This is a genomic window from Halosolutus gelatinilyticus, assembly GCF_023028105.1.
Lineage (GTDB): Archaea > Halobacteriota > Halobacteria > Halobacteriales > Natrialbaceae > Halosolutus > Halosolutus gelatinilyticus.
Window position 1 is genome coordinate 1,861,387 of the sequence record NZ_CP095491.1, and the last position, 23,890, is coordinate 1,885,276.

The 23,890-nt window shown below is 66.5% G+C and carries 24 protein-coding genes, 2 tRNA genes and 1 other RNA gene; 18 read left to right on the plus strand and 9 right to left on the minus strand.

Annotation, left to right across the window (positions count from 1 at the left end; all coding sequences use genetic code 11):
* Positions 1–230: 230 nt before the first annotated feature.
* Complete coding sequence (locus MUH00_RS09225; RefSeq protein ID WP_247003802.1) at positions 231–971, minus strand: lipoate--protein ligase family protein; 741 nt, start codon at positions 969–971, stop codon at positions 231–233.
* A 65-nt stretch (positions 972–1,036) separates the two neighbouring features.
* Here MUH00_RS09225 and MUH00_RS09230 point away from each other — a divergent pair, with 65 nt between their 5' ends.
* The 4 genes from MUH00_RS09230 to MUH00_RS09245 all read left to right on the plus strand — a co-directional run bounded on the left by MUH00_RS09230 (position 1,037) and on the right by MUH00_RS09245 (position 3,708).
* A complete protein-coding gene (locus MUH00_RS09230) occupies positions 1,037–1,960 on the plus strand; it encodes a DUF8155 domain-containing protein (protein ID WP_247003803.1) in 924 nt (307 codons plus the stop codon).
* A gap of 92 nt (positions 1,961–2,052) precedes the next feature.
* Positions 2,053–2,715, plus strand: a complete 663-nt coding sequence (locus tag MUH00_RS09235; protein ID WP_247003804.1) for a helix-turn-helix domain-containing protein — start codon at positions 2,053–2,055, stop codon at positions 2,713–2,715.
* 131 nt (positions 2,716–2,846) lie between these two features.
* Positions 2,847–3,029 carry a hypothetical protein gene (locus tag MUH00_RS09240; protein ID WP_247003805.1) on the plus strand — a complete coding sequence of 61 codons (183 nt, stop codon included), beginning with the start codon at positions 2,847–2,849 and terminating at the stop codon, positions 3,027–3,029.
* 193 nt (positions 3,030–3,222) lie between these two features.
* Positions 3,223–3,708: a PaaI family thioesterase gene (locus MUH00_RS09245; protein ID WP_247003806.1), complete on the plus strand. Its 486-nt coding sequence runs from the start codon at positions 3,223–3,225 to the stop codon at positions 3,706–3,708.
* A 73-nt stretch (positions 3,709–3,781) separates the two neighbouring features.
* Here the strand turns inward: MUH00_RS09245 and MUH00_RS09250 are convergent, their stop codons facing one another.
* The 4 genes from MUH00_RS09250 to MUH00_RS09265 all read right to left on the minus strand — a co-directional run bounded on the left by MUH00_RS09250 (position 3,782) and on the right by MUH00_RS09265 (position 6,719).
* Complete coding sequence (locus tag MUH00_RS09250; protein ID WP_247003807.1) at positions 3,782–3,925, minus strand: hypothetical protein; 144 nt, start codon at positions 3,923–3,925, stop codon at positions 3,782–3,784.
* A gap of 99 nt (positions 3,926–4,024) precedes the next feature.
* A complete protein-coding gene (locus MUH00_RS09255) occupies positions 4,025–5,650 on the minus strand; it encodes a potassium channel family protein (protein ID WP_247003808.1) in 1,626 nt (541 codons plus the stop codon).
* Positions 5,651–5,783: 133 nt separating this feature from the next.
* Positions 5,784–5,945: a hypothetical protein gene (locus MUH00_RS09260; RefSeq protein ID WP_247003809.1), complete on the minus strand. Its 162-nt coding sequence runs from the start codon at positions 5,943–5,945 to the stop codon at positions 5,784–5,786.
* 198 nt (positions 5,946–6,143) lie between these two features.
* Positions 6,144–6,719 carry a cysteine hydrolase family protein gene (locus MUH00_RS09265; protein WP_247003938.1) on the minus strand — a complete coding sequence of 192 codons (576 nt, stop codon included), beginning with the start codon at positions 6,717–6,719 and terminating at the stop codon, positions 6,144–6,146.
* A 486-nt stretch (positions 6,720–7,205) separates the two neighbouring features.
* Here MUH00_RS09265 and MUH00_RS09270 point away from each other — a divergent pair, with 486 nt between their 5' ends.
* The 4 genes from MUH00_RS09270 (at position 7,206) to MUH00_RS09285 (ending at position 12,117) form a co-directional block, all read left to right on the plus strand.
* Entirely contained in the window at positions 7,206–8,924 is a 1,719-nt protein-coding gene (locus MUH00_RS09270) for an Hvo_1808 family surface protein (RefSeq protein ID WP_247003810.1), read from the plus strand.
* 39 nt (positions 8,925–8,963) lie between these two features.
* Positions 8,964–10,385, plus strand: coding sequence for an Hvo_1808 family surface protein (locus MUH00_RS09275; protein WP_247003811.1), 1,422 nt, complete (start codon positions 8,964–8,966; stop codon positions 10,383–10,385).
* 96 nt (positions 10,386–10,481) lie between these two features.
* Positions 10,482–10,760 carry a hypothetical protein gene (locus MUH00_RS09280; protein ID WP_247003812.1) on the plus strand — a complete coding sequence of 93 codons (279 nt, stop codon included), beginning with the start codon at positions 10,482–10,484 and terminating at the stop codon, positions 10,758–10,760.
* Between the two features lie 148 nt (positions 10,761–10,908).
* Positions 10,909–12,117, plus strand: coding sequence for a nicotinate phosphoribosyltransferase (locus MUH00_RS09285; protein ID WP_247003813.1), 1,209 nt, complete (start codon positions 10,909–10,911; stop codon positions 12,115–12,117).
* A gap of 250 nt (positions 12,118–12,367) precedes the next feature.
* On the opposite strand, the gene MUH00_RS09290 is transcribed toward MUH00_RS09285, so the two are convergent.
* Complete coding sequence (locus MUH00_RS09290; protein ID WP_247003814.1) at positions 12,368–12,970, minus strand: TIGR00296 family protein; 603 nt, start codon at positions 12,968–12,970, stop codon at positions 12,368–12,370.
* A 105-nt stretch (positions 12,971–13,075) separates the two neighbouring features.
* Here MUH00_RS09290 and rnpB point away from each other — a divergent pair.
* Positions 13,076–13,589: RNase P RNA component (gene rnpB / locus MUH00_RS09295), an RNA gene on the plus strand.
* Positions 13,590–13,777: 188 nt separating this feature from the next.
* Here rnpB and MUH00_RS09300 read toward each other — a convergent pair.
* Positions 13,778–13,850: transfer RNA gene (locus tag MUH00_RS09300), tRNA-Arg, on the minus strand.
* A 394-nt stretch (positions 13,851–14,244) separates the two neighbouring features.
* On the opposite strand from MUH00_RS09300, the gene MUH00_RS09305 reads away from it, so the two are divergent.
* The 3 genes from MUH00_RS09305 (at position 14,245) to MUH00_RS09315 (ending at position 17,224) form a co-directional block, all read left to right on the plus strand.
* Positions 14,245–15,696 carry a single-stranded DNA binding protein gene (locus MUH00_RS09305; RefSeq protein ID WP_247003815.1) on the plus strand — a complete coding sequence of 484 codons (1,452 nt, stop codon included), beginning with the start codon at positions 14,245–14,247 and terminating at the stop codon, positions 15,694–15,696.
* 66 nt (positions 15,697–15,762) lie between these two features.
* The gene (locus MUH00_RS09310; RefSeq protein ID WP_247003816.1) at positions 15,763–16,194 is read left to right on the plus strand and encodes a histone; all 432 of its coding nucleotides are present in this window, start codon (positions 15,763–15,765) and stop codon (positions 16,192–16,194) included.
* A gap of 1 nt (position 16,195) precedes the next feature.
* A complete protein-coding gene (locus MUH00_RS09315) occupies positions 16,196–17,224 on the plus strand; it encodes a histone deacetylase family protein (protein ID WP_247003817.1) in 1,029 nt (342 codons plus the stop codon).
* Here the strand turns inward: MUH00_RS09315 and cca are convergent, their stop codons facing one another.
* Positions 17,225–18,676, minus strand: coding sequence for a CCA tRNA nucleotidyltransferase (gene cca / locus MUH00_RS09320; RefSeq protein ID WP_247003818.1), 1,452 nt, complete (start codon positions 18,674–18,676; stop codon positions 17,225–17,227). It lies immediately after the preceding gene.
* A 101-nt stretch (positions 18,677–18,777) separates the two neighbouring features.
* Between cca and MUH00_RS09325 the strand changes: the two genes are divergently transcribed.
* From MUH00_RS09325 to MUH00_RS09335, 3 genes are all read left to right on the plus strand, one after another.
* A tRNA-Asn gene (locus MUH00_RS09325) sits at positions 18,778–18,850 on the plus strand.
* Between the two features lie 114 nt (positions 18,851–18,964).
* Entirely contained in the window at positions 18,965–19,573 is a 609-nt protein-coding gene (locus MUH00_RS09330) for a GNAT family N-acetyltransferase (protein WP_247003819.1), read from the plus strand.
* A gap of 72 nt (positions 19,574–19,645) precedes the next feature.
* Entirely contained in the window at positions 19,646–20,110 is a 465-nt protein-coding gene (locus tag MUH00_RS09335) for a group I intron-associated PD-(D/E)XK endonuclease (protein ID WP_247003820.1), read from the plus strand.
* Here MUH00_RS09335 and MUH00_RS09340 read toward each other — a convergent pair whose 3' ends face one another.
* Positions 20,111–20,533 (minus strand): CopG family ribbon-helix-helix protein, encoded by a 423-nt coding sequence (locus MUH00_RS09340; protein WP_247003821.1) that lies wholly within the window; start codon positions 20,531–20,533, stop codon positions 20,111–20,113.
* Positions 20,534–20,637: 104 nt separating this feature from the next.
* Here MUH00_RS09340 and MUH00_RS09345 point away from each other — a divergent pair, with 104 nt between their 5' ends.
* The 3 genes from MUH00_RS09345 (at position 20,638) to MUH00_RS09355 (ending at position 23,855) form a co-directional block, all read left to right on the plus strand.
* Positions 20,638–21,843, plus strand: a complete 1,206-nt coding sequence (locus MUH00_RS09345) for a GTP-binding protein (RefSeq protein ID WP_247003822.1) — start codon at positions 20,638–20,640, stop codon at positions 21,841–21,843.
* Positions 21,843–23,198, plus strand: coding sequence for a CobW family GTP-binding protein (locus tag MUH00_RS09350; RefSeq protein ID WP_247003823.1), 1,356 nt, complete (start codon positions 21,843–21,845; stop codon positions 23,196–23,198). The genes MUH00_RS09345 and MUH00_RS09350 overlap by 1 nt, the downstream gene beginning before the upstream one ends.
* A 72-nt stretch (positions 23,199–23,270) precedes the next feature.
* Complete coding sequence (locus MUH00_RS09355; RefSeq protein WP_247003824.1) at positions 23,271–23,855, plus strand: MogA/MoaB family molybdenum cofactor biosynthesis protein; 585 nt, start codon at positions 23,271–23,273, stop codon at positions 23,853–23,855.
* Positions 23,856–23,890: the final 35 nt, after the last annotated feature.

Sequence of the window (23,890 nt, forward strand, 5' to 3'; positions counted from 1 at the left end):
TCAGACGTGTTCCGGCGCAGGCCATATATTTTCCGACCATTTTCAAGAACGAAGTATCGCAAGACGGAGCGGTGATACGGTTCCCGACTCGACGGCCCACGAGACCGCTCGAATCGCCGCCAGACGGAGCAACGGGCCGGATCCGTCGCTCCTCGGACGAACCCGTCGTCGCGGCAGCTCGTAGACGCAGTGGTTGTGGACGCCGGACGATCGGCTGGGCGTAAACCGGATCAGGAGTCCCGCGGACCGCCCCGCTCGCCGGTCTCGTCGACGCGCTCGAGGACGATCGACTCGGCGTCGGGATCCGCGTCGACGAGCGCGTCCTCGACCGCCCGTCGAAGTCGGTCGGGGTCGGTCGATTCGCCGCCGTCCCGAACGCTTCCGACGGACGACGGATCGAACGGGACTCCGAGCGCGTCGTAGACGGCGTCGAGGACGGCCGCGAGTTCGTCGCGGTTGGCGACGAGCACGATGCCGGCGACGAGCGCGGCGTCGCGCCGAACGCGCTGGGCGATCCCGACGACTTTCCGCCGGGTTCCGGCGGCGCCGATCGTCGACAGCGAGTGCGTGCCGGGACAGAAGGAGTCGGCCGGTTCGCCCCGCTCGACGTCGAGTCCGGACTCACTGAGAACCGTCTCCAGCGCGGCCGTAAGCGCCTCGTACCGCTCCGACGTCCCCTGGCGGAAGTCCGCGATCGGTTCGGCTCGCGCGAACGCGATCGTCGTCTCCCCGTCGTAGGCGACCGCTCGCCCGCCGACGTCGCGCTCGACCGGCGGGAATCCGTGCGTCCGCGCGGCCTCGCCGGCTCGCTCGTAGCCATCGCGACGGGTGTCTCGGCGGCCGAAGGCGACCTGCCGGTGCGGGCGCCAGACGCGAACCGCGCGCTCGCCGCCGGTCGCGACCGAGAGGAGCCGTCGGCTCAGATCGCGATCGGCGTCGATCGTCGGCGCCCGCCCGCGGAACACGCGCATGGGGGCCGTTCGTCCCGGTGCACCTAAACGCTCCCGGCGCCCACGTGCGACCCACCGGTGTCTCGATGGTCGTCACGTTACCCCCGTCGCTGCTGAGCCAGTACGAACGATTCTCGCTGTACAACTCGCCGTACCGCGCCCACGACGAGGGTCGTGCGATCGACCTGTACCCCGGCACCCTTCGCGACGGCAGAACCAGCGCCGCGCCGAGTCCGGTCTCCGGAACGGTGATCGAGACCCGGACCGTGAGGGCGCCGCCGAAACCCTACGCGCCCGAGCACGACCACCTGATCCTGCTCGAGTGCGACGGGCCGGGCGACGTAGCGGGGATGACGGCCCGCGTGCTGCACGTCGAGCCGTCGGTTGACGCGGGCGATCGCGTCGATCGCGGCGATTCTCTCGGCGCCCTCGTCCGCGCCGGCTTCTTCGCGCCGTGGGTCGACAACCACCTTCACGTCGGCTTCCGGGCGCCCGATCGGGACCCCTACCGGGCGTCGGGATCGCTCCCGATCGATCTCGGAATCGACGTTCGCCCGCTCGCGTGGAACGGGACCGGAACCGTCGTCGAGACCGGCGACACCTACGCCGTCCTCGACGCGCCCGCCCACCCGGACCCCGACGAGACGTTCGTCGGCGTTCGCGCGGACGTCGGTGCACCGAGCGGCGAGGAACGACGCTTCGACGCAGGCGGGGTTCTCGACGGCGGCCTCCCCCACTACGACGGCGGCGGCCTGCTCGGCCGCGGGCGTTCTGTCGCGGACGGCGATTCGGTCTCGCTGAACGGCGATCGTCTCGGCGTCGTCGACGGTCGGGCGATCGCCTGGGACGACGTGACCGTCACTGCGAACGGCGAGCCGATCACCGGACTGTCGCTGTTCTGCGCTCGCGATGCCGACTTCGGCGCCAAGCTGATCTGTCCGGATCGATCGTTCGCGGTGGGCGATCGAGTCGACGTGGCGGTTCGCGGCGGGCCATCGTGCGGGCGATGACGGTCGTCGTGGCTATCGTTCACGGCCCGCCGACTGTTTCGTTCTCGGTCATACGGTACTAACACCGTGAACCGCATAGACGGTGTCGAGGAATGGTTGTCATCCTCCGCTTCCGTACGCCGGTCGTTCACTCCGAATTCGGCATGGCGCTTCACATCGAGGACGAGAGTACCGTGGAACTCGAAACGCTCGTTCCGAGCGGCGAACGGCCGATCCCGTTCTTCTGGATCTACGCCGAGACGCCCGATCGGGTCGTCGAGTCGCTCCGCGATCACGGCGCCGTCGAAACCGTCGAAATCGTCGATCGGCTCGACGACGCGACGCTGGTCGCGATCGAGTGGCAGCCCGATTCGGACACCGTCTTCCACGATATCGAGGCTTACGGCGGACAGATTCTCCGGGCCGTCTGTCGAGACCAACACTGGGAGTTCGTCGTCCGGTTCGCCGAACACGAGTACCTCTCCGGATTCAGACGCCGGTGCGATCGCGACGACGTCAACATCCACGTCGAGCGGATATTTCACGGCGCCGAACCGGGGGACGACCCGTGGTTCGGGCTGACCGACGCGCAACGCGAGGCGCTGTCGCTCGCGGTCGACCGGGGATACTACGACATTCCGCGGCAGTGTTCCACGGCCGACCTGGCCGACGAACTCGATATTTCGAGTCAAGCGATGACCGAGCGCCTCAGGCGCGCGGTCGCAAACCTCGCCCGACACACGGTCCTCACCTCGGAACCAACGACCCAGCGGTGACCGATCGTCCGTGGAGCGAGGTCGTACCCACTCACCGCAGGATCGACGAATCGTGGCGTGTTCGAGGACCTTGGTACACCAAGCGTCGAGGTCATCTCGATCGCCGGTGTATAGTACCGAGTGGAAGATCGATGACCATTTCGAACGCCGACGATACGCCGCGCGAGAGCGAACGGATGTCCGGACCGGAGGCCATCCCCGGTGACGAACTTTACATGATCACGGGCCGCGTATTCATCCTGTGTAGCGTCACGCATCCGTCGACGCGGTGGATCTCGGCAGCCGCGGTCGCCGAACTGGACGACTGGCAGTAGCAGTCTCTCCTCGATCGGCCGCGTTTTCGATTCGAACTGGCTGTAGACACGAGTGCGACGGTGGTCGCCGACGATCGGTGCCACCGTCGCGCCCGAAGCGTCGGCCCGTCTGCGACCCGACTCGAATGAACCGTCGACAACGGGAAACCCGCGAAGCGCAGGGGTCAAAAGGGCCGCGAGCGGACGAGGGGGCATGGGCCCGGAACCACCGGATTCGATCGAGGATTACGACGACCTGGAGGCGCTGCTGCAGGGATACATCGAGGAGTACCAGGAGTTCCTCTCGTGGATCGGGACGACCGTCGACGACATCGGCCCTGGCACGATGACGCTCTCGATTCCCTATGACGACAAACTGACCAACGTCCGCCCCTACGCCGACGAGGACGCCCGGCCGGACATCCACGGCGGTATCGCGGCGACGCTCATCGACACCGCGGGCGGGTTCGTCCTCCGGACCGACCTCGAGAACCCGATCGCCGCGAACATCGCGACGATCAACCTGAACGTCAACTACCTCCGACCCGCGACGGGCGATCTCACGGCGACGGCGGACGTGATCCGGGTCGGCAGCACCGTCGGCGTCAGCGAGGTGACGGTCGAGAGCACCACGCCGGACGGGGAGACGCGCGAGGTCGCGACCGGCCAGGGGGCATACCGGATCTTCCGGGAGGAGTGATCGAGACGGGGATCCGCGATCGATCGCCACCGGAACCGTCGACGGAGATGGCTGCGCTCCGAGGAGCGGCGAGTTACGCTCGCCCCTCCGCTCGGACCCGTTCGGTCGATCGCGCGTCCCGCCAGAGCCAGTGATACAGGTAGCAACCGAGGACGGCCACGAGGCCGAAGTAGCAGTAGATGGCCGCTTCGACGTAGGCGGGGACCGAATCGAGCATCGGGAGACCGATCGATCCTCCGCCCGATAGGACTAGGGCTGAACGGATACACGCTCTTTACGTCGGCGAGCGAGACGACCGTCCGCGAACGGGCCCGACTCAGGCGAACGTCGTCAGGAACCGATCGATGTTCGGGTCGGTGCCGGCGACCACGAGTTCGTCCCCCGGCTCGACGACGAAATCGCCGTGGAGGTCCGTGACCGCCTCGTCGACCCGTTCGACGACGACCACGGTACACCCGGTCCGGTTCCGGATGCGCAGGTCCGCGAGCGATCGCGGCTCGTCGATCGCGATCGGCGTTCGGACGAGTTTGATCTGCGTGCTCGGCGAGATGATCCGCTCGTCGAGGACGATCGACGCGAGCATACGGCCGCTGACCGTCGCGAGCGAGAGGGCGTAGTCCGCCCCGGCGCTGTACAGCTTGGAGACGCTCTCGACGTTGTCCGCCCGGGCGATGAGTTCGACGGCGGGATTCAGTTCGCGAACGACGAACGCGGCGAAGATGGTCGCCGCGTCGTCCGGGAGCGCGAGGACGACAGTCGCCGCCTCGTCGGCGCCCGCGGCCTCCAGGACGTCCCGATCGGTCGCCTCGCCGACGACGTCGACGTCCGGCCCGCTCGCGAGATCGACCGTCGCGTACGAGAGCCCGGCGGCGTCGAGTTCGGCGGCGATCGTCCGCCCGACGACGCCCATCCCGACGACCACGACGTGTCCTTGGTGCGGTCGCCGCTCCGTGAGGGTCATCTCTTTCAGCCGATCGAGTTCGGGCTCGGTGCCGGCCGCGAGGATGATACTTCGGGCGTCGAACCGCGCGTCGGCCGGCGGCGGACTCTCGAACGTCCCGCGGTACCACGCGCCGATGACGGCCGCGCCCGTCTGCTCGCGGATGCCGCTGTCGACGATCGTCCGACCGATCAGCTCGCTCCCGCTCTGAAGCGGGAATTCGGCGACTTCGAACTCCTCGTCGATCGAGATGGCCTCGACCGCCTCCGGGGAGAACGCGCCGATAGCCTTGTCCGCGAGGTTCTCGCCGAGCGCTTCCCGCGGCGCGAAGACGTGATCCGCGCCGGCGTACCGGTGGTAGTCGGCGCGCTCGGGCTCCTCGACGATGCTGATCGCCCGAGCGTCGGGATCGACCTCCCAGCCGGCGAGCAGGACGCTCGGATTCGTCTCGTCGTCGATGTCGACGATCAACGTCCTCGCGTGCTCGAGGCGGGCGCGTTCGAGCGTCTCGTCCTGCTCGGGGTTCCCGTAGATCACCGAGTAGCCGTCGGTGTACAGGTCCGTCGCGACGTCCCGATCGGCGTGGACGATCACGTAGTCGACGTCGCGGCGGAGGAGTTCCTCGATCAGGACCTCCTCCCGGGGGCCGTAGTTGCAGATGACGATGTGATCCTCGAGACCGCTGACGGCCGTCGGCGCGGTCGTCCGGAAGGCGTCCTCGAACAGGGGCACGACGAGCACCGGCAGCGCCGCGAAGATGAGCACGAGACTTGAAAGCTGGACGATCGAGAGGAAGTAGTTCATCTGCGGGCTGGTGTGCGGGGCGTCACCGCCGTAGCCGACGGTCGTCACCGTCTGCACGATCCCCTGAACCGATCGGTGGATCGGCTGCGGATTCCCCTCCCAGACGGCCATCCCGTAGTTGTAGATGGCGATGTAGGCGGCCAGGACGGCGACGACGAGACCGACGTAGCCGACGACGAGCCGTCGCTGACGATCCATGACTCGCCGTCTAACCCGGAGGAGTATTAGCCTGTGGTTCGGTGCCTCGTCTTTCCGAGAGTGGGCCGATCGGCGACGTTCGAGTCGCGCGAGTCCGATCGGTTCCGTCGGCGCCGAACTCCGTCGGAACCGGTCAGTCCCGGCCGATCATCCAGTACCGGAGGCCGAGGTAGACGACGACGAGGCCGAACGTCACCGCGAACAGCGGCGAGCCGTCCATCGCCGCGTACACCAGCGCGATCACGTTCAGGCCGATCCCCAGCGCGTAGATCGATCGGAGCCGCCGCGCGTTCATCGCTCGTCCCCTGTCCGGATGCGCGTGCCGAACACCGTCGCCGTTCGATCGATTCGCCCCGCTTCCTGTCGGTCTCGACCGATCCGAACTCCTGTCATCGGTGGGCGTTAGAACGCGAGGGTGAAAACAGTCTCAGTTCCGCGCCGACGCGATCGTCGAGGGAGGCCGATCGACGGCCGTCGCGCCCCTCGCCGGGACTCAGTCGACGAAGTCGAGATCGTCGAGCGAGACGATCTCGCCGAACAGCCAGTCGGCGTGATCGAGTGCGTACTCGTGGTGCTCGTCCTCGATCGCGCCGATGCAGTCCTCGACCAGGATCGGCCGGAAATCGCGCAGGCCGGCGCTGCCGGCGGTGTGGAGGACGCAGACGTTCGCGAGGGTTCCGGCGAAGACCAGGTCCGTGACGCCGCGGGCGCGGAGCCACCCTTCCAACTCCGTCTTCTGGAACGCGTCGTAGGTGTGCTTCTCGACGACGTGGTCGGCCTCCTCGACCGGTAGGTCCTCGACGACCTCGGCCTCCCAGGACCCTTCGAGGACGTGCTCGCCCCAGCGCTCGAACTCGTCGTAGTAATGGTTGTCGTCGAACTGGTCGGGCGGGTGGACGTCCCGCGTGAAGACGATTCGCGCCCCCGCCTCGCGAGCTCGCGAGGCGAGGTCGGCGATCGGTTCGATGACCTCCTCGCTGCCCGGCGCGTACAGCGACCCGTCCGGGTGACAGAACCCGTTTTGCATGTCGACGACGACGATCGCGGTGGTGTCGGGTTCGAGGCGCATGTGTGAACGTAGGAACAGCATCGTCAAACCTTCTGCGATCGATTCGATAGATATCTACACAGTGTGCGGTTTCGTTTTCTGGACCGGTGCGATCGAGAACACCGCGAAAGCCCCTGGCGTTGAGCGGAAGCGAAGCTTCCGCGATGTTCGGGAGAGCAGCTCTCCCGTTGGTCTCCGGTCGAGGGGCTTGCTGCGCGCTTCCCTCACTGCGTTCGGTCAGTGCTTACTCAGCGAGACGCTTCGCGTCTCGCAGAGCCCTCGCTCCGCTCGCAAGGACTGCGCCCGTCTTCCCGGATGCCGGCAGCCCCTTTCAGTCCCACCCGCAGTGGCAGCCCGATCAGCCGTCACGGGTGGGGTTTTCGTGGCGTTTCAAGCGACGACTTGGCGGTTACCGGGAATTATCGCACACTGGTACTCGAACACGCCGCCCCGATCGGATCACCGGGCTTTTTGCAGTCGCCTCCGTACCGATCGCTATCCCCGTCCATGAGATCGACGCGCCCACCGCTGCTCGCCCTCCTCGTCGTCCTGTCACTGTTCGCGGTTCCGCTTTCGGCGGTCGGCACCGCTCCGGTCTCCGACGGCCCGCAGTCGTCGTCGGTCGATACGGCCCGGCAGGCCGGGTCCTCGGCCGACTTGGCCGCCGCTGGCGCCGTCCAGGAGCAGGAACAGGAGCGAGATCCCGATCCCTCGACCGAAGAGACGATCGGCTACGTCGAGGGCTACTGGTACGACGACGAGTTGCCCGTCGACGACCGCGACAACGCCAGCCTTGACGACGACGAGCTCGAGGCGGTCGTCTACCGGTCCATGGCCCGGGTCGAGGTGATCCGGGGGTTGACCTTCCAAGACGACGTGCCGGTCGAGGTCGTCTCCCGCGACGAGTTCGAGTCCGAGCACGACGTCGTCGCCAACCTGAGCGGGGCCGAACGCCTTCAGGAGAACGTCAACTACGAGGCGCTGTTTATGGTCAACCGCTCTTCGAGCGCGATCGGCGGCATGGAGACGCTGTACGGCGGCGCGGTCGACGGCTACTACGAACCCGAGACCGATCGGATCGTTATCGTCTCGAACACCCCGGACGAGCCCGAGCTGAACGAAGTCGTCCTCGGCCACGAGCTGGTCCACGCCCTCCAGGACCAGCACTTCAACCTGACGAGTTTCGACCGCGAGACGATCGATCGCGACGCCGCGACGAACGGGCTCGTCGAGGGTGACGCCGTCACCGTCGAAACCGAGTACCAGAAGCGCTGCGAGGGCGAGTGGGAGTGTACGCTCCCCGAGGGACAGCCGGCGGTTCCCCCCGAGGTCAACTGGGGGATGTACTTCGCGGTCTTTCAGCCGTACGACGACGGCCCCAACTACGTCGAGACCCTTCGCGAGCGGGGCGGCTGGGCGGCCGTCAACGACGCCTACGACGACCCGCCGGCCAGCACGGCCGAAGTGATCCGGCCCGGCGAGGATCGCGACCCGGCCGCGATCGACGTCGAGGACCGATCGAGCGACGGGTGGCGGCAACTCGAGATCGACGGCGAACCCGCGAGCGAGACGGTCGGCGAGGCCGCGATGGTCGCGATGTTCGCCGGGACCGCGATCGATCCGTCCCAGCCATCGGTAATCGATCGCGGCTCGTTCCTCAACCTCGACGCGCAGGGCTACGTCGACGAGATCGACTACGATCAGTCGTACACGGACGGCTGGGCGGGCGACGAACTGGTGACGTACGTCGCCGACGACGTCGACGAGATCGACGATCCGACCGCCGCGGCGGACGACGCCGGCTACGTGTGGCGGACCGAGTGGAACTCGTCCGAGGACGCCGACGAGTTCGTCGACGGCTACCTCCGACTGCTCGCCATCCACGGTGCCGAACCCGTCGACGGCCGCCAGGACACGTTCAAGATCGACGACGACTACCCCGGCGCCTACTACGTCAACGTCGACAACGAGACGGTGACGATCGTCCGCGCGCCGTCCGTGGACGCGCTCGACGGTATCGAGGCGGGCGCCGCACCCGAGGGCGAGGACACGCTCGAATTCTCCGGCGCGGCGAGCGCCGAGGGCGGGGATACGGCGGGTGACGGCGACGGCGGCGCGGAATCCAGCGAGTCGATCCCCGGATTCGGCCTCCCCGTCGCGATCCTCTCGCTCTCGACCGGGACGCTCGCGATCCGATCGCGCCGATTGCGGTCGCGACGGTCATGATCGACGAAGCTTAGGATTCGTCGTTCGAAAGGAGACCGAATGGGCCGGGCCAGACTGTTCGCGGCCGTCGCGCTGGTAGTGCTGTCGGGGTGTGCGCTTCCCGGGAGTTCGGGACAGTTCGATACCGATCGCGAACTGGGCGCCGTCGACGACTACGCGCACGACGACGAGTTCGCGTTCGACGCGAGCGACGGCCTCACCGAACGCCAGCTCGAGGCGGTCAAGTACCGTTCGATGGCCCGAATCGAGGTCCTTCGCGGGCTCAAGTACGAGCGCGACGTGGAGCTCGAGGTGATCGACAGGGCGGAGTACCGCGAGCGCCGCGGCGAGAGCAACCCGGCCTCGCGGTTCGACGACGAGCTGTGGCGCGGCGCGTTCGTCGTCGACGAAGGGGCGGACCCGAACCGCGCGCTGGACGACCTTTACGGCGACGCGGTCCAGGGCTACTACGCGAACGATCGGATCGTCATCGTTACCGACGACCCCGACGAGATACGGATCGATCGCCGGGTGCTGGCCCACGAACTGGCCCACGCCCTCCAGGACCAGCACTTCGGACTCGGCCGCGACGGCGAGACGATCGACGAGCGCCGTGCCGAACTGGGGATCATCGAGGGCGAGGCGGAGTTCCTGGCGCGGCTGTACGACCGGCGCTGCGGCGGGACGTGGCAGTGTCTGCCCGACCGCGACCGCCCGGTGTCGGCGCCCGACGATCGGCGGTTCAACGTCGGGCTCTTCCTCTCGATCTACGCGCCGTACTCCGAGGGGCCGACGTTCGTCTCGCACCTCCGCGAGGCCGACGGCTGGCGCGGGGTCGATCGAGCCCACGACGAGCGGCCCGCGAGTACGGCGCAACTGATCCACCCCGAACGGTACCCCGATACTCGACCGGTCGACGTCGAGATCGAGGACCGATCGACCGACGAGTGGGACCCCATCACGGACGACGGCGGCGAGGTCCAGACCGAGACGATCGGCGAGGCGACCCTGTTCGCGACCCTTGTCGACAACGAGGTCGTCGACCCCGCGTCGATCGTCGGCGGCGAGGCCGACCTCTCGCCGTACAACTACTCCCACTCGTACACGGACGGCTGGGCCGGCGACGCCTTCCAGGCGTACGCGGACGGCGATCGGACGGGCCACGTCTGGCGCCTCCGGTGGGAGAGTACGGCGGACGCGGACGAGTTCGCCGACGCGTACCGCGAGTTACTCGGGAACAACGGCGCGGAGCGAGTCGACGACGGCATCTACCGCATCGCCGAGGACGAGTCCTTCACCGGCGCCTACCGCGTAACCGTCGCGGGCGATACCGTCACGATCGTCGGCGCCCCGACGGTGGACGATCTCGACGAGATCCGCGCCGAAGCCGACGCCGACGCGTCCATTTCGTCGACGCCAGCGGTCGCGTCCCCCGCGACTGTCGCCTCGTCGTCACCCGGACCGGCGCCCATCGGCGCCTGATCGCCACCGGCTGGCGAGACGACCGCCGAGCAGCCCCTCAATGATCACTCACGTGCGAACCGAAAGAAACACGTCTCGGTCCCGAGATGGAGCGGTATGCCGGCGTTCCGCCCGAACTCCACCGGATCGACCGTTCGACTCGCGACCTGGCTGTCTGTTCGGATCGTCGCGGCGGTCGTCCTCGTAACGTTCGCTTCATTCGCTCTCTCGAGCGTGCTGTTTCCCGGGCCGCCCTGGTTCGCCGTTACCCAGGCCATCGCGCTCCTGATCGCGCTCTGGCTGAGCCTGGTGTTGCTGTTCGAGGCGCTCGACGCCTTCCTCGACGCGAAACTCGAATCCGCCCACGGAGACGGCGAGTTCGAGGACGGAGGATAGCGGTCAGCTCAGGTCCACAGACTCGAACCGCCAGTAGCCGATCGCTAGCGGGATTCCGCCGGGTAGCTCGGTATCCCCGAAAACCGGATCGACGGCACCGGCCGCCGCAGACGGGCAGCTTTTTTGCCTCCGATCGGAAACTGCTGGTATGTCGAACCCGTTCGGAACCGTTCCGCCAGACGCTATTCTCGAGGGATCCGCGACCGACGCTTACTTCGAACGCACCCGATCGACGCTCGAACACGCGGGGAAGAACCCGCACGTTGTCGCCGAGGTAACGTCGGATCAGTTCCCGACCGGCGACTTTCAGGTCCTGACCGGCGTCGAGGACGTCGCGACGCTGTTCGAGGGTCGCGACGTCGACGTCGACGCGCTTCCGGACGGCCAACTGTTCGACGGCGGTCCCGTGGTGCGGATCGAGGGCCCGTACCTCGAGTTCGCCGAACTCGAGACGTCGCTGCTCGGGCTGTTGTCCCAGGCGAGCGGCTTCGCGACCGCCGCGCTGGAGGCCCGGCTGGCCGCGCCCGACTCGCTCGTGCTCTCGTTCGGCGCGCGCCACGTTCACCCGTCGATCTCGTCGATCGTCGAGCGCTCCTCGCTGCTGGCCGGCCTCGACGGCATCTCCCACGTCGCGGCAGGCGAGATCCTCGGTCGTGAGGCGAGCGGGACGATGCCCCACGCGCTCATGTTCTGTTTCGGCGAGGGAAACCAGGCCGACGCGTGGCGGGCGTTCGACGAGGCCGTTCCCGAGGAAACGCCGCGGATCGCCCTCGTCGACACGTTCTGGGACGAGAAAAGCGAGAGCCTGCTCGCCGCCGAGACGCTGGGTGACGATTTAGACGGCGTCCGCATCGACACGACGGGGTCGCGCCGGGGCGACTTCCGGCACATCGTCCGCGAGGTGCGCTGGGAACTCGACGCGCGCGGCTACGAGGACGTCGACATCTTCTGCAGCGGCGGCCTCGACCCCGATCGGCTCCGCGAGCTGCGGGACGTCGCCGACGGCTTCGGCGTCGGCAGTTACGTCACCAACCGCGACCCGATCGACTTCAGCCTCGACATCGTCGAGATCAGCGAGGGATCGTCCGATCCCTCGAGCAGCCGGACGCAGTCCGGCGACGACGGCGAGCCGATCTCGAAGCGCGGCAAGCTCTCGGGCGTCAAGGAGGTCTACCGCACCCCCGACGGCGGCCACCACGTCGCGCTGGCCGATCGGGACGGGCCGGCGGACGGCGAGGCGCTGCTCGAACCGCTCGTCCGCGACGGCGACGTCGTCCGCGAGTTCGATCTCGACGCGGCGAGCGATCGTTGTCTCGCGGACGCGGAGGTAGTCGGGTTCGGCGGTTTCGAGGAGTAATCCTTCCGAAGAGCGGTTTCCAGCCGGGTACGGTTGTTCCGTCCGTTCCCGGAGGAGAACCTAACGGTGTAGCGAACGTTCCGTCGGGGACGTCGTGAGTGGGAGATAACCCGAGCGGCCGATTCGTATCCATCGGCGACTCGTATCGTCGACCGCGACCGTCGTCGCGACGATCGACGGTCATGAAATCGTCCCAGGTGCGCCTCTCGGCCGGTCGCGACGGGTGTAAGCCGACGCTCGCGCCGTCGCGCTAGACCTGTTCGATGCTGCCGTCGCCCGCCCGCTCGCGGAACACCTGCCCCTCGAACAGCGTCACGACGACGTCGTCGTTCTGCCAGGCGGTCGGCGGCAGTCCCGCCTTTCGACAGGTTCGATCGAGGTACTCGTGTGCGCTCCAGTTGTTTTCGACGGGGACGGTCGGGTAGAGCCAGCCGCTCTTGCCGCCGCCGTCGACGGCGACGCCGTGGATGCCGAGTTCGAGATCCACCACCGGATCGTCGGTCAAGAGGACGTTCTTGACCGCACACACGGAGACGGTGAGGTTGGGGAGCTCGGAGGGGCTGACCTCGGAGCCACACGAATCCTCGCTCGCGGCTTCGATCGCCGCGTCGACGATCACGTGACCGAGTTGCTCGCCCGATCGGTAGCCGCCGGCGCAGCCGCGGAGGCTCCCGCGTCCGCGGGTCGATTCCAGTCGAACGAACGCACCGGTTCGCTCGTAGAAGGCCTCGCGCATGCTGCCCGGTTGTTCTCGCTGTCCGTGTCGTACGTAAGATTCGACGGCCTCGCGCGCGAGTTCGACCGCGCGCGCTCCGTCCTCGTAGGAGAGGTCGACGCCCTGTCGCTGGGACATACAGATGTACATGGGAATAGTTCTCCTAAAACGCTTCCATTCGGTTCGAACCCCCGCTACGGTCGCGACCGAGGGACTTATTCGCGTCACGGTCGTACGATATGTGGGAGAGAGAGCCCGGCCGCCGCGACGATCGTACCGGCAACGGTGCGATCGCATACCGTGGACCGTCCCTTCGGGGCGCCCCACGCTCGCGAGGAAAGTCCCCCCACCTGTTCGGGCAGGTGACCGGACGCAAGTCCGGAGCGGGAGACCGCTGGCTCTGGAACAGAAACGACACGTCTCGGCCCGATCGATGACGCGAGCGAACCCGACCGAGAGGAAGGGGAGCTAACCCGCAGAGAGCGTGTGGTCGCAACATGTGGTTCGAACCCACGGGTTACGAGCGCGGTTCGGAGTGCCTTCGGCACGAGAACCGCGGATGTGAGACGGCGCGAGCCGTCGAACGCACTCGGCGTGACCGACCGCACACAGACGGCCGAGGACCGATGGAACGGCGAACCCTCACCGGTGCAAGTCCGCGCCGTGGTAGCCCGAACGCCCCGCGGCCTCGCCGCGGACGGCGCGGACGCTCAGCCGAATGCCGGGACGAACAGAAGGGGGCTTACTCCTCTCACCCAGTTTCAATTGTCCGGAGTGGGGACGCTATGGGCCGTTTTGTCGCCTGTGTACTCGGTTCGATCGACTCGTTGTCCGCGTGAAAAGCGTCCTGACGGAGTCCAACGCGAGCGGATGCGAGCGTTGGGCACGTCAGGACCGAACGACGCAGCGAGCGCTGAACAACGTGAAGCACTCGCAAGGAGTGAGCGTCCTGACGGAGATTTGAACTCCGGTCCCTGGCTCCGCAAGCCAAGAGGATAGTCCACTACCCTATCAGGACTCAACTCAACGTAGCCGGGTGACCATTAAAGCCCTTTCGAAAGCGATCGGGCCGCCGCCTGCGAATTTTCCCCGTGAGAACCGCTCTCGAGCGAGTTCCGTTCTTCGCGACGTTGGAGACGAACCGATATCCCACACGCCGCGATCGCCGGTGCGGAGGACGTCGTCGAGGACCGGACGTCGTCGTATTCGTTCCCCTGCGATCGGGAGCGGATCGGTCGCCGCGGCTCGAGACGCCGAGATTTTATATACGGGCGCGGAGCCAGGAGAAATATGAGTTCGAACGCGAACCGCGTCGTCCCGCCGTCAGGGCGTTTCGGAATCGATCGACAGCGGCTCCAGGCGGGCGGAATGGACAACGCTTATGCGCGGGCTACGCATGCACGAGCATAAGAATGAGCGACATCGAGGGCGTGTACGAAGACCTCGACGCCGACGTTTCTCTCGAGGAGTTTCGCGAGGCGGTCGAGGCCAAAGTCGAGCAGATGGGGGGGCTCGCTGACGAAGAGACGGCCGCGATGCTCGTCGCGCACGAACTCGGCGAGAGCGAGGTCGGCGGGGTCGCCGACGTCGAACCCGGCATGGAGGAAGCGAAGTTCGTCGCCAAAGTGACGAGCATCGGCGAACTCCGGACGTTCGAACGCGACGGCGAGGACGAGGACGGCCGCGTCGTCAACGTCGAGGTCGCGGACGAAACCGGGTCGATTCGAGCGGCGTTCTGGGACGAACACGCCGAGGCCGCGGTCGAAGAACTCGAAGCGGGCGACGTGTTACGAATCAAGGGCCGGCCGAAGGAGGGTTACAGCGGCGTCGAGGTTAGCGTCGACGATGTCGAACCCGACGCGGACACCGAGATCGACGTTCAGCTCTCGGACACCCACACCGTCGAGGACCTCTCGCTGGGACTCTCGAACGTCAACCTCGTCGGACTCGTGCTCGATACCGACGCCGTCCGCACGTTCGATCGCGACGACGGCTCCGAGGGAAAAGTGTCGAACCTCACGCTCGGCGACTCGACCGGCCGCGTGCGCGTCACCCTCTGGGACGAAAAGGCCGATCGAGCCGACGAACTCGACGCGGGTTCGACCGTCGAGGTCGTCGACGGCTACGTCCGCGAGCGCGACGGAACCCTGGAACTCCACGTCGGCAACCGCGGCGCGATCGAAGAGGTCGACGAGGACGTCGAGTACGTTCCCGAGAGCACCCCGATCGAGGCCCTGGAGATCGGTCAGACGGTCGACGTCGCGGGCGTCGTTCGCTCCGCCGATCCCAAGCGCACGTTCGACCGCGACGACGGCTCCGAGGGACAGGTCAGGAACATCCGCGTCCAGGACGCGACGGGCGACATCCGCGTCGCGCTCTGGGGCGAGAAGGCCGACGTCGACGTCGGGCCGGGCGACGAGGTCGCGCTGGCCGACGTCGAGATCCAGGACGGTTGGCAGGACGACCTCGAGGCGTCGGCGGGATGGCGGTCGACGGTCACCGTTCTGGAGGGCGATTCGACCGGCGGCGATAGGACCGAGGGATCCAGCGAGGGCGAGCCGAGCGGCGGGCTCGCCGCGTTCTCCGATAGCGGCGGCGGTTCCGACGGCGACGGGGATCCCAGTGGAACGACGGAGCCGTCGACCAACGCCGACGATGGGGGCGATGGTGGAACGGACGCTCCCGACGACGGCGAGGAGATCGAGTTCACCGGCGTCGTCGTCCAGGCCGGGGACCCGGTCGTCCTGGACGACGGGGAGACGACGATGAGCGTCTCGACCGACACCGACGTCGGCCTCGGCGAGGAAGTGACCGCACGCGGCGTCGTCCGCGACGGTCGCCTCGACGCGAACGACGTGTTCTGAGGCGGCGAGCACCGCGATCGAGCGGTTAGGAAAAGCGTTAAGGGAGTCAGCTTCGCCTATCATGATATGAACGTCGAACTCCCGTTCGCCCCGGTTGACACGATCATCCGGCGGAACGCGGGCGATCTTCGGGTGAGTGCCGACGCGTCGGAGGAGCTCGCGAAACGAATTCAGGACCACGGGAGCGAGCTGGCGATCGGCGCCGCCGATCGAGCGACCGCCGACGGGCGAAAGACGCTGATGGCGGCGGACTTCGAGGTCAAACAGGTCGTCGACAAGGACGATCTCGAGCTACCGGTCGCCCCGGTCGATCGGATCGCGCGCCTCGAGATCGACGACCGGTATCGCGTCTCGATGGATGCCCGCGTCGCCCTCGCCGACATCCTCGAGGATTACGCGGACAACGTCGCCCGGGCGGCGGCGACCCTTGCACACCACGCCGATCGGCGAACGATCACGGACGACGACATCGAGACGTACTTCTCGCTGTTCGAGTGAGATGCAATTCGGCTACAGCGAGGACTGTCTCGCACACGATCCCGGCGCGCGCCACCCCGAGGCACCGGACCGATTGCGGGCGATTCGAGAGGGGTTGAAGCGGAAACACGGCGTCGAGTACATCGACGCCGATCCCTGCGACATCGATCGGCTGGCGACCGTCCACGACCGCGACTACCTCGAGTCGGTGCGGGAGTTTTGTGCCGACGGCGGCGGGAGCTGGGACCCGGACACCAGCGCCGTCGAAGCGACGTGGGACGCGGCCTGCAAGAGTACCGGGCTCGCGTGCTGGGCCGCCGAGGCGGCGCTGGACGGCGCGGACGGCCGAGAAACCCCGTTTTCGATCGGCCGACCGCCGGGCCACCACGCGATCGAGGACGACGCGATGGGCTTTTGCTTCGTCAACAACGTCGCGGTCGCCGCCCAGTACGCCCTGGATCACGACGAGTTCGACGTCGATCGGGTCGCGATCGTCGACTGGGACGTCCACCACGGGAACGGCACACAGGACATCTTCTACGACAGGGGGGACGTGTTCTTCATCTCGATACACGAGCAGGGGCTCTACCCTGGCACCGGCGATATCGACGAGACGGGAACCGGCGAGGGCGAGGGGACGACGATGAACCTCCCGATGCCGGCCGGCAGCGACGACGCGGACTACCTCGCCGCGTTCGAGGGGCCGATCGATAGCGCGCTCCGGGCATACGATCCCGATCTCCTGTTAGTCAGCGCGGGGTTCGATGCGCACAAACACGATCCGATCTCGCGGATTCGACTCTCGACGGAAGCCTACGCGTTGCTGACCGATCGGCTCCGAACCACGGCCGACGAAACGGACGCCGCTCTCGCGATCGTCCTCGAAGGCGGCTATGGGCTGGACGTGCTCGCCGACAGCGTCGCCCTCGTCCACGAGACGTTCGACGGGCGCGAGCCACTCGAACCCGATTCCGCGTCCGACGGGGACGCCAGAGCGACCATCGAGTCGGTCGTCGACGAACACGGGCTTGACGTCGACCTCGACGGGTGACTACGGTTCGGGATCGAAGTACGTCGCGAGGGCCGTCCCGAACTCCGGCAACAACGCGGTCACGTCCTCGCCGATCAGCGCCTCGTATTCCTCCTTCAGTGCGGTTTCGACGTGCGTGCCGAGGGCGACGTCGAACAGTCGATCGCTCTCCAGGAACGCGCGTGCAGTGGTGAATTCGCGTTCGCGCTCGGTGACGTACCGATCGTCGTCGATGAACGGACCGTAAGCGTTCGGATCGTCGGCGTATGCATCGTAGAACCCCTCCGCGTGGCCGCGAACGCGAACCGGCGGCCCCTCGTGGCGTTCGACGGCGGGTCGCTCGGCGACGGCGAGTTCGACGAACAGAACGGCGATGTCGTCTGCGAACGTCGTCGCGCGGAAGACGTCGAAGCCGCGGTCGTCGAGCCCGCCGGTGACGCCGGCGAGCGACTTGCGAAGCTGGGGGTAAAGCTGGTCGTCGACGAGGTCGGGAGCGTCGAACCGGATCGCGACGGGCGTGGTACCCCGGCGCCCCACGTGTTCGAGCAGCGCGGGTTCGTCGAGCGGGTCGGGATCGGCGGGTTCGAAGTACGCGGCGGCGGGCGCTGCGAGGAATTCGCGGGCGTAGTGTTGCAGCCGGGCGACGTTTTCGGCGTCGCAGACTGCCGCGACGTTGCGCTCTGGGTCGGTCGGATCGATGACGACAAGTGGATCGTCGAACGGGAGGTCAGCGTTGCCGACCTCCTCATTCCGAGACGGCTTCGCCGTCTCGCGCGCCCGTCCGTGGTCTTCGGGATCGAGTTCGACCGGCGGGTGCCAGTCGGCCGCCGCCTCGAACAGCGGCCGAAAGCCGCCGTACTCGAGGACGAGCAGCTCCGTCAGGTAGCCGCTAAATCCCCGCGTCCGGAGGTCGCTTCCGTAGGCGCCGATGCCTTTCAGAAACTGTTTCGCGAGTCGCACGTCGGCTGCGAGGTCGTCGTCGAGGCGCCGTTCGAGGTATCGCGCGTGAAACGGCGTCCGATCGACCGCCGATCGGATCTCGGTGGCCGACTCGAGTCGGAAACAGGGGACGACGTCGACGTCGAACCCGTCGACGGTCCCCTTCACGTAGGGATGTTCAGCGTACTCTTCGTGGCCTTCGGGGAGGGTCTCGTGGCCGACCTCGAGCCCGTACCGTTCGAGGGTCTCCCGATCGAGGTCCGGCGGAAACCGGACGAAGACGTCGATGTCGCGGTCGCCGCTGATCCAGGTGTCCCTGGCCGTCGAACCGACCTGGAGCACGTCGGCCTCGGGACAGCGCTCGGTCGCTGCCACCTCCGCGCGGTCGAGCAGTCGATCGGCGACGTCCCGGAGTTCTCGGTGCTCTTCCTCGTCGGGGTCGATTCGATCGCGAACCGCGGCGACGACGTCCTCGAAGTCGGCGTCCGGGGCCTCCGACTCGCCGTCGTCGCGATCGGCGTCCTCGTCACTCATTGGTGAGAAGTATTCGTGCGGCGCGTGAAAGTGTGTCGAACACGGGCACGGGACGGTGAAAACGAAAGCCCTATCAAATACTCCCCACTACGTGAAGATGAGCCGAAGTAGCTCAGATGGTAGAGCACCTCGCTGTTAACGAGGTTGTCCCAGGTTCGAGTCCTGGCTTCGGCGCTTCTTCGTCGTTCGTGTCAATACTGCCGGGTTTGACCGACGAGACCCTCGTCATTTGAGAGGCTGTCGCACACCACAGGTAACTATTTGCACGACCGGTTGGAACGGTGACACATGTTTCCGGAGCGAATCGAAACCGATCGACTTCGACTCGAACGGCTCTGTCACGAGAACGCGGACGTCTTCGAGTTGTACGACTGTTTCGCCGATCGACACGGCGACGGCCTCGACGAGGTGTTCGAGTACGTCCCACAGACCCCGTATCAGACGGTGATGGACGCGCGTGAACAGATCGCGAATGCAGAGGAACGCTGGGCCGAGAGGGAGGGTGCCGAATACGTCGTCCGTCCCAGAGCGGGTGAAGGCGGCGCGGGGGAACTGGCCGGAATAACGGGGTTGACCTGTCAGTGGGAGCGACGGACCGGTCAACTCGGACTGATCCTGCGGAAACCGTTCTGGGGACGCGGCTACTCGGGCGAACGGGCGGCGGCTCTGATGGGACTCGCCTTCGAGCGCCTCGACCTCGAACTCGTCACCGCCGGCCACAACGACGGCAACGAGAAGTCGAAACGGGCGATCGAGACGTACATCGAGGCTCACGGCGGCCAGTACGACGGGGTACTTCGAAACTGGGTGCCGATGGGTGACGCGGTCGCTGATCTCCACCGGTACACGGTCACCCGAGGCCAGTACTACGACGCTGTCGGTGAGCGCAGCGAATAGCCGCCTTCTGACGTATCTCTTCACGGTGGTCCGCCCCTGTAGTTTATATTCGATACCGCGGCGAATCCATGCATGCCCGATCGAACGGCCTGCTACGAAGATCTCGAACAACCACAGAAACGCGGACAGGCGACGGAAGCGATCGTCCAATCGGCGTTTGCCGTCCGCGACGTTCCCGTTCTCGTCCCCACCTACGATACCGAACCGTACGATCTGGTCGTCGAAGTGGGCGGGCGACTTCATAGAATTCAGTGCAAGACCGCCTATCGAAAGAATGAGGGGGCCGTCGCGTTCGAAACGGTGAGTACGCGTCGTCGTGGGAGCGGGTCCGATCGGACGGAGTACGATGGTTGTGCGGAGTACTTCGCGGTGTACGATCCGATCAACGATGACGAGTATCTCGTCCCAGTTTCCGATGCTGCGACCGAAACGATGGCACTCCGGTTTCGAACGCCGAAAACTGAGCAACGAGCGGGGATCAACTGGTGCGAGGAGTACCTCCTCGACGATCGACTCGACGACCTTCGGCGGCCGTAGCTACGTCTCCTGCAGGCGTTCGACGCCGTCTAGTGGAACCAGTGAGTAGTCGACGCGATCGACGTCAGCGATCGATCGACACCGGCTGACGAACGCCGACACGCCCGCCGGGTCGCTCTCTAGGACGAACACCTCTAGGCAGTAGTCGTCGACGTGGCTGTGGTCGTTCGAGACGATTCCCGCGTCGTGATCGTGTCGAAGTTCCGTGAGACGCCGCTCGACGCTCCGCGTGCCAAAGGGGTAGCGAACGCTGACGATCCCCGCGACGGTGCTGTCCTCGAGGGATTCGGCGTCGAACTCGGCGAGCAGCGATCGGGCCGCTTCGCGAACGACCTCGCTGCGACCGGTGTACTCGTACTCCTTCGCGAGCGCGTCGAGTTGCTCGAGGAGGGCGTCGGGCATCGAAACACTGACGACGGCCATATATGAATTCTGAATTGCAAAATAATAGCCATTGTTATTTGAGATCCAATCAAACCGTAATAATTAATATTATTAAAACCTCATATGGGATTCACAACCGAGGTGTGACCGACGATCGAATCCCCGTCACCGTCCTGAGCGGCAGTCTCGGTGCCGGAAAGACTACCGTACTGAATCGCGTGCTGACCGACGACCACGGGCTCGACGTCGCCGTCGTCGTCAACGACATGGGCGAGGTGAACGTCGACGCCGAACACGTCACGCAGCAGTCCGACCTCGGCGGCGAGGAGGAGGTCATCGAGCTATCGAACGGCTGCATCTGCTGTCGCCTGTGCGGCGACATGCTGGAGGAAGTCGGTCGACTCGCCGACAGGCGCGAGTTCGACTACCTGCTGGTCGAATCGTCGGGGATCTCGGAATCGATTCCCGTCGCACAGACCTTCGCGATGGGCTTCGAGGACGCCGACTTCGATCCGACCGACACCTACCGACTGGACACGATGGTGACGGTCGTCAACGCCCACAGCTTCTGGGAGTCGTTCGACTCCGGCGCGGCGTTGACCGGAGACGAGATCTCCGGGGATGCGGAGCGCGTTCCGGAGGCGGTCCTGCTCGACCAGATCGAGTTCTGCGACGTCCTCCTGGTGAACAAGTGCGATCTCGTGCCCGACGACGCGCTCGAGGAGATCGAGGCCGTCCTCGAGCGACTCCAGCCGCGGGCAGAGATCGTCCGAACCGAGTTCGGCGACGTCGGTCCCGAGGCGATCCTCGATACCGATCGCTTCGATTTCTCGCGCGCACAGAATTCCGCCGGCTGGAAACACGAACTCCAGCACGAGCACCACCACGATCCGCAGGAGGAACACGGCGTCGCGTCGTTCGTCTACGAACGGCGCCGTCCGTTTCACCCCGAGCGGATCGCCGCCGTCCTCTCGGATCTCACGGACGAACTGATTCGCGCGAAGGGATTCTTCTGGAGCGCCGGCCGAGAGGACGTCGCGATGGGCGTCGACAAGGCCGGCACGTCCGTCCGGGCGGGATCGTCGGGCAAGTGGCTCGCGACGCTTCCCGAAGCCGAACGGCAGCAGTTCTTCGCCGCCCGCCCCGGTCTCGAGGACGACTGGGACGACGAGTGGGGCGATCGCCTGACCCGACTCGTGTTCATCGGTCGCAAGTTCGACGGCGAGCGATTGATCGACCGGCTCGACGAGTGTCTGCTCGCCGACGCCGAGATGGACGAGGACTGGGACGCCTACGCCGATCCCTTCGAACCGGAAGAGCGACGTGAACTCGCGCTCGCGAACGAGTAATGGCAGTTCCGGTCACGATCCTCTGTGGCGAACTCGGCGCCGGCAAGACGACCCTGCTGTCGGGCCTGCTCGAATCGACCGACCGCGACATCGCGGTCCTGGTCAACGACGTCGGTGCGATCAATGTGGACGCCGACCTCGTGGAAGCTCGAACCGACTTCGACACCGGCGAGGAAGTCGTCGCCCTCGAGAACGGCTGTATCTGCTGTAGCCTCGGGAGCGAACTCTCCCGATCGGTCGTTCGACTGTGGAAGGAACACGACTTCGACGCCCTCGTCGTCGAAGCCTCCGGCGTCGGCGAACCAGAGCCGATCGCCCGGCAGTTCGTCCGCGGACCCGCGGGCGGACCGTACGACCTCGACGCGGTCGTCACGGTCGTCGACGCGCGGCGCTTCTACGACACGTTTGCCGAGGCGGCGGACGCGCCGATCCGCGAGGGGCCGGACGAAACCGGCGCGCGCCCGATCGCGGATCTGCTACTCGAGCAGGTGGAGTTCTGCGATCTGCTGGTCGTGAACAAGTGCGATCTCGTCGACGCAGACGAACGCGATCGCGTCGTCGCCCTGCTCGAGACGCTTCAGCCCCGCGCCGAGATCGCGACGACCGAGTACGGCGCGATCGATCCCGGGACGATCCTGGAGAGCGATCGGTTCGATCTCGAGGCCGCGAGCGAGTCGGCGGGCTGGAAACGGGCGATCGAGGCCGCCGATCGGAGCGGCAGCGAAGACGGTCGTCACGACGATCGCAGCGAGATCGATCGGGACGACAACGAGCACAACCACGGCGCTCACGGACACGATCACCACGATGACCACGATCATCACGGCGATCACGCACACCCCACTCCGCAGGATCGGTACGGGTTCCAGGTCGAAACCTACCACCGCAGGCGTCCGCTCCACCCCGAACGCTTCGAGGAGTTGCTCGCCGACCTCCCGGCCAAACTCGTGCGCGCGAAGGGACTGTGCTGGATCGCCGGCCGCGAGAAACAGGCTATCACGATTAGCTACGCCGGCTCGGAGACGACGCTCGAAGTGACGGGGCGGTGGATCGCCAGCTTCCCCGAACAGCGCCAACAGTTGTACCGTGAGGGACAGCCCGATCTTTCGTGGGACGAGGAGTGGGGCGATCGCGAGGTCCGACTGGCGCTGATCGGCCGGAACCTCGACGTGGCCGCACTGAAATCTCGGCTCGACGGCTGTCTGCTCACCGACGCCGAGATGGACGCCGACTGGTCGACGTTCGCCAATCGAGCGCCGGCGAGAATGGGCGAGACGATCATCGTTTCGACCGATACCGGCGGCTCTGACGGCGGTGCAGACGCCGATCGGAAGTCGTCCTCGTCGGAAGACTGAAACCGCACCCCTGCCGCAAGAACGGGCGGATTCGGGGGAGCTATTATCGCCCTCCGAGGTCGACGTATCCACATGGCAACCGAGGATGACGATCGACGGAGCACCGATCACCACGGCCACGACGTCATCGACCCGCTGTACGTCGGGATCGTGACCGTTTCGAGCTCCCGCGCCGCCGCAGAAGATCCGGACGACCCCGGCGGGGACACGGTTCAGGAGTGTTTCGAGGCCGAGAGCCACGAGGTTCGCGAACGCCTCCTGGTCCGGGACGACTACTCGTCGATCCGGACCGCGGTTCGGGGCCTCGTCGCTCGCCGGAATATCGACGTTGTCGTCACCACGGGCGGAACGGGTGTCACCGCAGACGACGTCTCACCCGAGGCCACCTCGTCGCTGTTCGAACGCGATCTCCCCGGCTTCGGCGAGCTGTTCCGATCGCTTTCGTGGGACGAGATCGGTACTCGCGCGATGGCCTCGCGCGCGACGGCCGGGATCGCGGTCGACACGCCGGTCTTCTGTCTGCCCGGAAGCACGGGCGCCTGTCGGACCGCCTGCGAGGAACTCATCGTCCCCGAGGCGCCGCACCTCGCGGGTCTTGCGACGCGCCACCATGCTGGGTCGAACGACCACACGCTCGCGGATTACGAGGAGGAATAACGAACCCTGCGCTCGGATTTCGGTCCTTGGCGCCG